The organism is uncultured Maribacter sp. (genome assembly GCF_947496775.1).
In the GTDB taxonomy this organism is placed as follows: Bacteria; Bacteroidota; Bacteroidia; order Flavobacteriales; family Flavobacteriaceae; genus Maribacter_B.
Map to the genome: position 1 here is coordinate 210,911 of NZ_CANMDU010000005.1, position 11,435 is coordinate 222,345.

Annotated in this window: 11 protein-coding genes; 4 read left to right on the top strand and 7 right to left on the bottom strand. The window is 32.8% G+C overall.

All coding sequences use genetic code 11. The features are described from left to right. Positions 1-154 precede the first annotated feature (154 nt). Genes Q0856_RS10415 through Q0856_RS10425 form a run of 3 tightly spaced genes read left to right on the top strand, consistent with a single transcriptional unit; the run spans position 155 to position 1,487 of the window. Positions 155-664, top strand: coding sequence for a hypothetical protein (locus tag Q0856_RS10415; RefSeq protein WP_298504742.1), 510 nt, complete (start codon positions 155-157; stop codon positions 662-664). A gap of 25 nt (positions 665-689) precedes the next feature. Continuing rightward, entirely contained in the window at positions 690-953 is a 264-nt protein-coding gene (locus Q0856_RS10420) for a hypothetical protein (protein WP_298480972.1), read from the top strand. A 12-nt stretch (positions 954-965) separates the two neighbouring features. Further along, positions 966-1,487, top strand: a complete 522-nt coding sequence (locus tag Q0856_RS10425) for a hypothetical protein (protein ID WP_298504744.1) — start codon at positions 966-968, stop codon at positions 1,485-1,487. Positions 1,488-1,664: 177 nt separating this feature from the next. Here the strand turns inward: Q0856_RS10425 and Q0856_RS10430 are convergent, their stop codons facing one another. Genes Q0856_RS10430 through guaA form a run of 4 tightly spaced genes read right to left on the bottom strand, consistent with a single transcriptional unit; the run spans position 1,665 to position 6,281 of the window. Then, the gene (locus tag Q0856_RS10430) at positions 1,665-2,186 is read right to left on the bottom strand and encodes a DUF922 domain-containing protein (protein ID WP_298504747.1); all 522 of its coding nucleotides are present in this window, start codon (positions 2,184-2,186) and stop codon (positions 1,665-1,667) included. Further along, positions 2,174-2,581 (bottom strand): OsmC family protein, encoded by a 408-nt coding sequence (locus Q0856_RS10435; protein WP_298504749.1) that lies wholly within the window; start codon positions 2,579-2,581, stop codon positions 2,174-2,176. The genes Q0856_RS10430 and Q0856_RS10435 overlap by 13 nt, the downstream gene beginning before the upstream one ends. Positions 2,582-2,593: 12 nt before the next feature. Continuing rightward, on the bottom strand, positions 2,594-4,747 hold the full coding sequence (locus Q0856_RS10440; RefSeq protein ID WP_298504751.1) for a LysM peptidoglycan-binding domain-containing protein: 2,154 nt from the start codon (positions 4,745-4,747) through the stop codon (positions 2,594-2,596). Position 4,748: 1 nt separating this feature from the next. Beyond that, positions 4,749-6,281, bottom strand: a complete 1,533-nt coding sequence (gene guaA / locus Q0856_RS10445) for a glutamine-hydrolyzing GMP synthase (RefSeq protein WP_298504753.1) — start codon at positions 6,279-6,281, stop codon at positions 4,749-4,751. Between the two features lie 342 nt (positions 6,282-6,623). Between guaA and Q0856_RS10450 the strand changes: the two genes are divergently transcribed. Then, the gene (locus Q0856_RS10450) at positions 6,624-7,142 is read left to right on the top strand and encodes a pyridoxamine 5'-phosphate oxidase family protein (RefSeq protein WP_298504754.1); all 519 of its coding nucleotides are present in this window, start codon (positions 6,624-6,626) and stop codon (positions 7,140-7,142) included. A gap of 1 nt (position 7,143) precedes the next feature. Here the strand turns inward: Q0856_RS10450 and Q0856_RS10455 are convergent, their stop codons facing one another. From Q0856_RS10455 to bshC, 3 genes are all read right to left on the bottom strand, one after another. Continuing rightward, positions 7,144-8,514, bottom strand: a complete 1,371-nt coding sequence (locus Q0856_RS10455; protein ID WP_298504755.1) for an aminotransferase class V-fold PLP-dependent enzyme — start codon at positions 8,512-8,514, stop codon at positions 7,144-7,146. A gap of 79 nt (positions 8,515-8,593) precedes the next feature. Further along, a complete protein-coding gene (locus tag Q0856_RS10460) occupies positions 8,594-9,805 on the bottom strand; it encodes a glycosyltransferase family 39 protein (protein WP_298504757.1) in 1,212 nt (403 codons plus the stop codon). Between the two features lie 8 nt (positions 9,806-9,813). Then, the gene (gene bshC, locus Q0856_RS10465; protein WP_298504759.1) at positions 9,814-11,418 is read right to left on the bottom strand and encodes a bacillithiol biosynthesis cysteine-adding enzyme BshC; all 1,605 of its coding nucleotides are present in this window, start codon (positions 11,416-11,418) and stop codon (positions 9,814-9,816) included. Positions 11,419-11,435 lie beyond the last annotated feature (17 nt).

The following is an 11,435-nucleotide window of genomic DNA, read 5'->3' on the forward strand; positions in this document are numbered from 1 at the left end:
GCAATAAAAAAATAACTTCCTTAAAATCAGTCAATAAAACAGTTATAATTCATTTCCACACACTAATCTTCCAAATGAACGCATTTAACAAACGTGCATCTGTTTCTCATAGAAGGAACACTATTTTTGAATTACAACTAAAAAAATACGGAAAATGAGAGTTCTACCACTATACGCTCTGTTATGCATGTTTTTAAATATAGGGTTAGTACATAGCCAAGACAATACAAATACTAACGGAATAAAAGAGATTGATAATGCCAACAAAACCATAGAAAATGCAAACTCTTCTATAAAAAGCACAAACCAGTCCGTAAAAAATACTGTCGATAGTTCTAAAGAAACTATAGCAACTATCGGCTCCCTTTTTGGCTCTAAAAAGAACAAAGAAAATAAAAAAAGTGAAGACATTGTTCTTATAACTGTGCAGCAGGTTAGTTATGACACGGAGCAACTAAATTCCTTATACAGCCGTATTACAAAAAGTAAAGGAGTTAAAAAACCAATTAAAAAATTTAGTAAAGGAACAGCACTGATAACAGTCAATTACAAAGAAACTGCAGATATGTTATGGCAAAGCATTCCTAAGCAAGAACGAAAATTTTTTAAAATGGTAGAAATCTCCGATAGCAATATCGTTGTTCAATTTTATGAGGACAATTAACCAATCACTAAAACCACTAAAATTCATGAAAAAACCTTTTACAATTATTGCGTTCATCGCGGTAAGTTTTATTTTTATTAACTGCTCTAAAAGTGACCCTTTAGGAATACTCGACAGTCTCGATGCTATAGAATGTGCTAATAAATTAGCAAAAATACAGGATGACGATTCTGATGATTGCGAGGAAGTTGAAAAAGTAATAAAAGAAATAGAAAAATCTTGTGGAAATTTTTTAACAGAAGAAAACAAAGCGGATATAGCTACTCTAAGAGATGCGTGTAACAATTAAAAATTCCTTAAAATGATTAAAAAAGCTTTATTTATTACCATATTCAGTATCTCTATATTTACCTATTCTCAAGAATTTAATGTCGGCACGAACAATATTAATTTAGGAATAGGTTTTGGAGGTAATTTTGGAAATTACACCACATCTTCGCAAAGTCCAGGATATAGTATTACATATGAAAGAGGAATCTGGGAAGTTCCAGGACCAGGAGTTGTATCTCTAGGGGCCTATTTAGGAACCAAAACCTATAAATACAATTACACTTTAGGAAATGACAAATGGAACTACACCATTATAGGAATCCGCGGAGCATACCATTACAATGGATTAAAAATTAACAACTTAGATGTTTACGGAGGTCTAATGGCGTCTTATAATATCTTATCTTATAGTGGTGCTGGCAGCTTTAACAACAAACCAAGTGCAACTGGATTTGTAGGTGGCAGATGGTACTTCTCTGACACTTTTGCGGCTTTTGCGGAGGCTAGTTATGGTGTTGCTTATATAACACTAGGAGCTTCTATACGATTTTAAAAATAAACAACCTCATCCAAGGATAAGAGGTATAATGCAGTAACACTTTGCATTACTTCAACCTAAGAATCGGGGAAATAAGTCCAATAGGTAATAGTCCTATGATTTACAAATATTCTTCTTTAAAATATATAACGACAAACATTTTAAAGAAGAATATTTAGTTAGAAAAGAATACTATTTTAAGGCTTTTTCTATTTTAACTTTCCAAAGACTTTGTTTTTCTCTGTCTCTAGAAAAATTCGTTTCTTCATCGTATTTATTCTGAAATACATTTAACTCCTCGACCACTTCATTATATATCTTCCGAACTTCTGCTTTCACGTTTTTCGAATACTCTTTTGCATTAAGGCGTTTTTTTAGTTTACGAGCATAAAGTTCTGAAATATCAAAATGCAATTGCTCATGACCTAAAATTACAGAATCGCAAACAGAAGGTTTATACCAAGACTTTTGAGGGTAAAAAAATGTAGTCACCTTAAAGTCAACTTGCATTTTATCACCCACCTGAATAGCTGAGTATCTATACGTTATTCCACTGGCAGTTGTTGCTGCGACTCTATCACTCAAAGGCGGTTTTCCTTTAAAATCCTCCCAAGTTAACTTAGTATTCTTTTGCCAAATAATAGTATCGTATTCTTGAGCATTTACAAAACCAATACTCCATACAATTACAAGTATGTATTTTACAACACCCAATTAAAAGTTATATTTTTCTCGATATCTGGATGCAAACTATAATGAACAGGGCAAGTATTTGCTGTATTAATTAGAATTTTACGTTCCTTTTCTCCAGTATTTGAAGGCAATTTTAGTCCTACATCTATTTTTGTTATACGTCTTGGACTAGCACTCATATATTTAGTTACTTCTGCCATAGAGTTTTCTAAATTAACCCCCAGATCATGCGCTTTAATCCCCATCATTGTTAGGATACAACTAGCTAAACCAGTAGCAACAGTATCCGTAGGAGAAAATGCCTGACCCAAACCATTATTGTCAATCGGAGCATCTGTAATAAAAGTATCTCCCGAACGCAAATGAACACAATTTGTCCTAAGAGATCCTGTATAAGTAACTTTTGATGTAGCCATCTAAAATATCTATTATTTTATTTGCTTAACTCTCATATCGTCTAAAGACATAATATAAGCTGCATTATTCTGATAACCGGACATTCTTTCTTTTACGTAATTAAATCCATTTCCATTATACTCCGTATGACCAATAGAATTACTTGCTTCTATTAAACTATTCTTATACGCAAGTTTTAACAACAAATCATATGTTAAATCGAAACCACGAACTGCATAGCGATCTGGTGTTTCGCCAAATCTTTTTTCATATCTCTTTACAAAAGAATTTTTAGAAACCTCTCTATAAGCAGACGGGTATGTAAACTTTAATTTAGATAAGTGCGAACTAGATATAACATCATTATCAAAAGCATTATTCTTATTTGTAGTAAACATTCTTACCACCCTATCCTCTGTATTGGAAGAATTTAATATTGAACAAACACTAGAGATTATTTTAAAATTATTCGTCTCCAAGAAAACCCAATTTTCTACCTCATCAGAAAACAAAGCTGTTAACTTATCTAAATTAACCGATACATTTTTCTTTTCCTCTGTAACTTCCATTACTTTGGCATTAGGAAATCTCTTTTGTATTAGCTCTTCTACTTTTATGTTTTTTTCATCTGCAATAATTATAATGTTTTGATCTGTTACCTGTTCTTCTATATAAGCAAGCATGCGCTCTCTTAATATAGATTCTGAAGGATAAGAATAAAAAACATTAGAAAATGGCAGCTTATTTTTTACTGGTACTGGGGCTAAAACTGGAATATTATTTCTAGACGCTTCCATTGCAACTTCTTTTAAAGATGCTCCGTCCAAAGGACCTACAATAGCATCATAAGCCCCAATATTCTCTCTAGATAAAACTTCTTTAGTTTTCTGAGCGTCTAATTGATTATCTAAAGTTTTTACATCTACAGAAATCCCTAATTTCTTAATCGAATCTAAGGCGATTAACGCTCCGGAATACAGACCTAAACTATACTTTAAATCTTTTCTTGAATTAATTTTTTTAGCCACTTCTTCTCTATTAGACAAATCTAATTTATCTAACCTAAATGGCAACAAAAACATTATACTAGACTTAGAACCTACAGAAATACTATCTAACAAATTAATTTTATCTAAAGCTAAAGAATTTCTTACTTCAAAATCTCCAGTTTGCGTTTTTGGTAATTTTAAAACCATCCCAGCTTTTAAACCCTCTTTTATTTCTGGATTTAACTGTAAGAGTTCCTTATAGGATAATCCTAATTTGCGCGTTAAAGAGTATTCTGTTTGTTTAGGTTTAACTTCATAAAAAATATAATTTTCTACATTAACCACCCCAGTGGCTGCCTTTTTTTCAGGAATACGGAGAATCATACCTTCTTTTAAACCTCCACGCTCTTTTATTTCCGGATTTAAAGCAATTAATTCGTCAGCTGTATGACCAAATTTTTTCTCTAAACTATAAAAAGTTTGACCAGCAGGAACCGTATAGGACTTATACAATTGCACTTCTTGCGGAGAAACAGAACTACCAGCTAATTTAGGAAGTTTTAACACCGTTCCTTCTGACAAACTATTAGCATCGGCAGAAAGTGATGGATTTAACTCTAATAAATTATCAATGGTAATTCCATATTTATGTGCAATACTCCAACGTGTTTCCTTAGCTGTTACCGTATAATTATCATATTCCTCTTCAATGACTTGCGTTTCTTCTGGTTTTACTCTCCTGTATTTAGGAATACGTAAAACCATCTTCTTTCTTAAAGTGGACGCATATAATTCTGGATTATACTTTTTAATATCATCTTCAGTAATATGAAATCTTCTTGCTATACTATACAGAGTCTCTTTTTTCTTTACCTTATAGGACGTAAAACCAGTTGGTTCTTCTTGTATTGGCGTGTTTTCGACTTCTGTTTTACTACTCCCAGACTTTACTATTGTCGTGGTGTTTTTAGCATCTAAAGGAATAACTAGAATAGTGCTAGCTTTTAAAGACATGTTTTTCTTTACCTCTTTATTGTACGTTAAAATATCATCTGTTGATACCTTATACTCCTTTGCTATACTCTCTAAGGTTTCTCCCCTTTTTACTGCATGTGTTGTAAATTTTTGAGCTATAGCTTTACAGCTAATCAATACAAAAAGAAAAACCCAAAAAACTTTTTTAATTACTAAACCCATATTATTCCCATTCTATAGTTGCAGGTGGTTTAGAACTAATATCGTATACCACTCTATTTACGCCTCTAACTTTATTTATTATATCGTTCGATGTTTTTTGCAAAAACTCATAAGGTAAATTTACCCAATCTGCGGTCATACCATCTGTACTTTCTACTGCTCGTAAAGCTACGCATTTTTCATAGGTTCTCTCATCTCCCATAACCCCTACACTATTTACGGGTAAAAGCATTGCGCCAGCCTGCCAAACTTTATCATACAAGCCCCATGCTTTTAAACCATTTATAAATACCGCATCTACTTCCTGTAAAATAGCTACTTTCTCACGAGTTATATCTCCTAAAATACGAATTGCCAATCCTGGTCCTGGAAAAGGGTGCCTCCCTAACCTTTCATCATCTATCCCCATACTAGCTCCAACTCTACGAACCTCATCTTTAAATAACATTTTCAAAGGTTCTACTACATCTAACTTCATAAAATCTGGTAAACCTCCTACATTATGATGGCTTTTTATAGTTGCAGAAGGACCTCCCGTTGCTGAAACAGATTCTATGACATCAGGATAAATTGTTCCTTGCGCCAACCATTTTGCATCTTCTACTAAATGAGACTCATCATCAAAAACTTCAACAAAAACTCTTCCAATAATTTTTCTTTTCTTTTCTGGGTCGCTCTCCCCGGCTAATTCATCCAAAAAGCGTGCCGAAGCATTTACTCCTTTTACATTAAGCCCCATTCCTTCATACTGTTTCAGGACTTCTTCGAACTCATTCTTTCGCAAAAGTCCATTATCTACAAAAATGCAGTGTAAATTTTTCCCTATTGCTTTATGTAATAAAACAGCAGCCACTGTAGAATCTACTCCTCCAGAAAGCCCCAATATTACTTTATCACCCCCTATTTTCTCCTTTAGATCTGCTACCGTAGTATCTACAAAAGCGTCTGGAGTCCATGTTTGTGACAAACCACCAATCTTTACCAAAAAGTTCTCTAATAATTGTTTACCATCTTTAGAATGATAAACTTCTGGGTGAAATTGAATAGCATACGTATCTTCCCCTTCTATTTTATATGCTGCATTTTCTACATCATTAGTGCTTGCCAATCTTTGTGCATTTGTAGGCAACTCCTTAATAGTGTCGCTATGACTCATCCAGACTTGACTTCCTTCCGATATATTTGCAAAGAAAACCTCTTCTTCTTTAACAAAAGATAAATTTGCTCTACCGTACTCTCTTGTATTGGATGGCGCAACATTACCCCCACCAAAGTGTGCTAAATATTGTGCTCCATAACAGACGGCTAACAATGGTTTTTTTCCTCTAATCTGGGAAAGATCAGGATGCGGCGCATCTTCTGCTCTAACAGAAAAAGGAGAACCCGATAGGATTACTGCTTTATACTCAGAAAGATTATCTGGTAGTTTATTATAAGGTTTAATTTCACAGAAAATATTTAGTTCTCTAACTCTTCTAGCGATAAGTTGTGTGTACTGAGAACCAAAATCTAATATTAGGACGTTATTTTGCATGCGCAAAAATAGTAATTTGAAAATTTTAAGAAAGCATCTAAAGAAGATATTTACTTAACAATATTAAAACTTATAAACAGTACCACTATACGGCTATAATCAAATCATTAACATTAACACTAAAGTCTGCATAAAAAAAGCTTAGGAACCACCCTAAGCTTTAGCATCGAAATTAAAAACCAACCTAAACACATAAAACCATAAAGATTTTATGCAAAATTCTTTTTCACAGCAATTTTATATATAACAACTGAGAAAAATAAAACCCTACTTTAGAAAGAAATTTTCTATATTTAAGAAAATTATTTTAATACTATGACTAATCTTTACTTACAGGAGATTATGTCTGAATTAAAATTAGCGGTTACCGAAAGAAACCACCCCCTAAAATTTTGTGTACTTGGCTCAATTGGTTCAGATAACAGTTCTCAAACACGAATTATTGGGCTACGAAAAATTACCGATAATCTAACATTAACTTTTTATACGGATGAGCGCTCTAACAAAGTGTCGCAAATCTTAAAAAACCCTAATGTAAGCTTGCTTTTTTATCATCCTGAAAAAAAAATGCAAATAAAAATTGACGGAAAAGCCTCTATTGTAAAAGATCAAGATTTATTGAAAGAAAAATGGTTAAACATTAATTCTGAAAGCAAAAAAGATTATACTACAACTAAGGCTCCGGGTAGTATTTTAGAGAATCCCAGCGAACTAACTTTCTTAAAAGAGAAAAACTACTTTTGTATTATAGAAGTCAAAACAAAAACCGTAGAATACTTAAAACTCAGAGAAACTAGTCATTTTAAAGTTCTTTTCAACAAAGACATTAATGGTTGGACTAGCCAATTTCTTGTTCCGTAAACTATTCCATTGTTTTTAAAATAGCTCTTATATCCTCCTCTGTAGTATCTGGATTTATAAAACAAAAACGAGAAACTGTTTCAAAAGTATCCCCCATTTTCCATTTAGTAGGTGTTACCAATGCAAAACCATCTTTATGGTTTTTATAAGTCCAATCCCGATACTCCAAAGGGGCCCACCCTTTTCTTCTAAATAAAACGCAGGACAAACTTGGCTCTCTTACTAATTCAACTATTGGATTTTCTTTTATTATCTCTCCAGCCAAATTGGCTAACTCAATACCTTTCTCTACAGCGGATTTATACCTATCTGTACCATGCATAGCCAAAGAAAACCATAAAGGAAGTCCTCGTACTCTTCTTGTTAATTGTATTTGATATTCCGATGGATTAAAACCCCGCGATCCTTCATCTTTAAAAATATCTAAATAACTCCCTTCTTGGGCATGTGCTTCTTTTGCCAGCTCCGGATTCTTATAAATAACAGCACCACAATCGTACGGAGAGAACAGCCATTTATGTGGATCTATAGTAATACTATCTGCTTTTTCTATTCCATTAAATAAATGGCGCACAGAATCTGCAGCCAAAGCTCCTCCTCCATAGGCAGCATCTACATGAAACCATAAATTTTCTTTTGCGCAGATTTCCGAAATCCCTTTTAAATCATCTATAATACCAGCATTTGTTGTTCCACCAGTAGCAACTACAGAAAATAATCTTTTACGCTGATAAGCATCTAATCCATCTATCGTTTTTTGTAAATCTGCTTTAGACATTAAATCCTCAGTGGGTACCAAAACTACATCTGCATCTATTACTTTTGCCATGGATTTAATGGAAGAATGAGCACCTACTGAGGTAACAATAAGTCCTTTTTTATTTACATTCTCTGGATCTTTACGCCAATTTTCCCTTGCTGCTACCATAGCAGACAAGTTTGCTGCAGTACCTCCACTTGTAAAAACACCAAAAGCATTTTCTGGTAATCCCGTTAGAGAAACTAACCATTTCATAGCTTCATTTTCAGCAAAAATTCCACCAGCACCTTCCATCCAATACGCACCATGAATACTAGATGCGGATGTAACCAAATCGAACATAATTGCTGCTCTTGTCGGAGATGCCGGAACAAAAGCCAAATGCCTAGGGTGATCTATTGGTACTGTAGCCTTTATTAATACCTCTTTAAATATGTTAAATGCATTTTCCCCACCAATACCTTCTGAAGTAATTGTCTCCCCAACCAAAGCCTTTAATTCTTCTTCTTTTTTAGGTTTCCCTAATTCTGGATCCGTTTTCGTTATTCTATTTATAGCGTATTTAACAACATCTAATGTCATCTCTACTAAACCTATATCAATATTATGCATCTAAGTATATTTATCTACTCAAAGTTAACGTATTGCCCAGACCATTCCATGGGCAAACAAGAAAATTTCAGTCCCTAATTTAATCTAAGAAAAAACTTAGGTTTTCTTTTTCTTTTCCAAAACCTTTAATTTGGTGTATTACTGGGCTTGCAACAACTAAAGAGTCGGAATCCAAACAAACTACAATCCTGTTTCCTTCTTTCTCCAGGGATTTCGGCAAGGTAAAATCATCCAATGATAAAACTTCTTTTTCTGGGTTTAAAAAACGAATATTACCTGCAAAGGTAACATCCGGAAGAACCCATTGCTTATCTGCAAACTCAACCTTTAAATCGTCCGAAATTTCACTAAAACCAAAATGAACTGAAGAAGAAATTCCAACTATTTTTTCTATAGGTGTTCTTACTGTTTGAACAACCACCACAAAAACAAAAAATATAAATCCATATTTTAAGCATTGCTTCATTAAATTTATTTGCAATAAAGAAATAATAAGAACTACATAAGGAATAAAAAGAGGCAAAAGCCATCTAGTTTCTACTTTGTATATTTTCATTCCCACAAAAACGAACGCCAAAATTATTACCTGAGAAACGAAGGTCTGTTTTAACCAGCTTTGATTATTTTTTCCGTCAAAAACTATAATCTTCTTCCAAAAAAGAAAACCTAAAAACACACACAAAGGAAGTACTAGGTTAACAAAACTTTTTGCAATTACAAAAATAGAAGATAATACAGGAATACCATTTCCCTGCGAAGTACTTGTTTTATGAGTTACGCTTTTATGCAACTCTTCCAAATAATACATATTCGAAAATAAATCATAAAAATGAGGTAAGACTAAAACGCTTACAACCCCAATAGTACATATTATTCTTTTATTAAAAACAAGCGCCATGCACAATAAAGAAGTGTGCGATAATCGTCTAAACGTAAAATCGATATATACCGGAATAACAGATAATAAAAACACACCTAATACTGCTTTGTTTTTACTTTTTAAATAGTCCTTACCAAATACATAAACTGCTGAAATGGTACTGCAAAAAACTAACGCTCTCAAAAAAGAAAATGAAAACTTACTTACTCCGAACAACTTATTAATTAATATTTGAAACCAAGTATACAATGGAGGTTGATCATCATAAGTTAAACGCCACCATTGCGAATAATATGCTTGCTCCGCATCTTCTAATTCCAAAGCGGATTTCATATAACTAATACCAATGATTGCCAGCCCACTAAAAAGTACTAGAATCTTGTTTTTTTGAGATGCATTTAATGCGGGCATTGTAAGAATTAATTCATTGTTATAACCGTGAATTTGCCTAATAATGGCTTTAGGGCATTTTCTAAATCTACAATTAAACTAGATCCGTATTCTACATATAGCTCAGAAAAATTTGTTGTTCGCTCTTGCAAAGAAAAATTTGGAAAAAGCTCATTTTGCAAATCTGCCATTCTAATAACATGATCCTTTAACTTTACTTTTTGCGCTTTTAAAAGTCGTTTTTCCAAAACATCGAGTCCTTTTAATTGTTTTAACTCTTGCGCTTTTACTGCTCCATAAAAAGACTTATCTGTTTGCTCTGCCATACTATACATTGCTGAAAATTGCTCCTTTAAATGCGCTCTTTGTTCCGAAAAATCGATACTAATATTTGATATTTCCCTTATCTTTTTATTAATTAAGCTATTCTGCTTTAAAAATAAATCTTGTACAGAAAGATTCATTTTTTCCATTTTCCCTTTCAACTTTTCATTCATTAACAAAGCTGAATTTCTTAACAATAAAACCGGAAAAGGTACCTGCATAGCACTAAACATATTTTTTAGTTCTAACCAATACGCTATTTCTCCTCCTCCTCCTATGTAACATAGATTAGGCAGTATCACTTCTTGATATAAAGGTCTTGCTATTACATTAGGAGAAAAACGCTCCGGAAATTCATTTAACTCTAATAGCAGTTCTTCTTTTGTGAACTTTATTTCGGTATTATTTATTAAAAAGTTACCTTCCTTTTCTATAATTCGCTCCCGTATAGCATCTTTTAAATAAAAATAATTAATCTCTCTGGGGTTTACCTGAACATTATATTTTTCTGGTTGCTCTTTTATATTTTTAATAGTTTTGGCCACTTCTTTGAAAGCAATATTTTCAAAAATATCTTTTTTTACAAACGGAATTAACTCTCTCTTTAATTCCGCCGAATCTCCATCTATAATTACCAGACCGTATTCCGAAAACAATTCATTAGCTAAAAACCTTGTAGCATCGGTAAGAGTTGCATGTTCTAAATAAGATTTCTTAAATAAAGAAGTTAATTTCTTTGCATTTTTACTTGCACCCAACTCTTGTTCCAAAATTTTATATACTTCTTGTAATCCTTCCGTAGATAATCTACCAACGGCACCGGAAACTTCTTTATTCCATTGTATTTTTTTTCCGTGGAGATTAAAATAGTTTATCTCATCAAAATCATGGTCTTCTGTGGCCATCCAATATACTGGCACCACTTTACATTCAGGGTTATTCCCCTCTATTTCTTTTGCAAGGTTTATTGTAGATATAATTTTATATAGAAAATAGAATTGTCCAGTAAATAAATTCAGTTGATGTCCGGTTACCACTGTAAATACATTCTCTTCTTTTAATGCATCAATATTCTTTAGCGTTTTATCAGATGCTTGTACTCCTTTGTATTGTTGCTTCAAAGCAGCACACAAAACCTCTCTTTTATCTTTAGAAAAATGGTTTCGTTTTTCTAACATTTGCTCCCCTATACCTTCTAAACTCGGATAATTATTATATAGATTTTGAACAGATTTTTTTTGTTCTAAATAATCTATCATCAAATTTGAAAAATAACCAGTTTCTTTAAAGGATATATAATCTATATTCATAAAATCTAAAATCTATG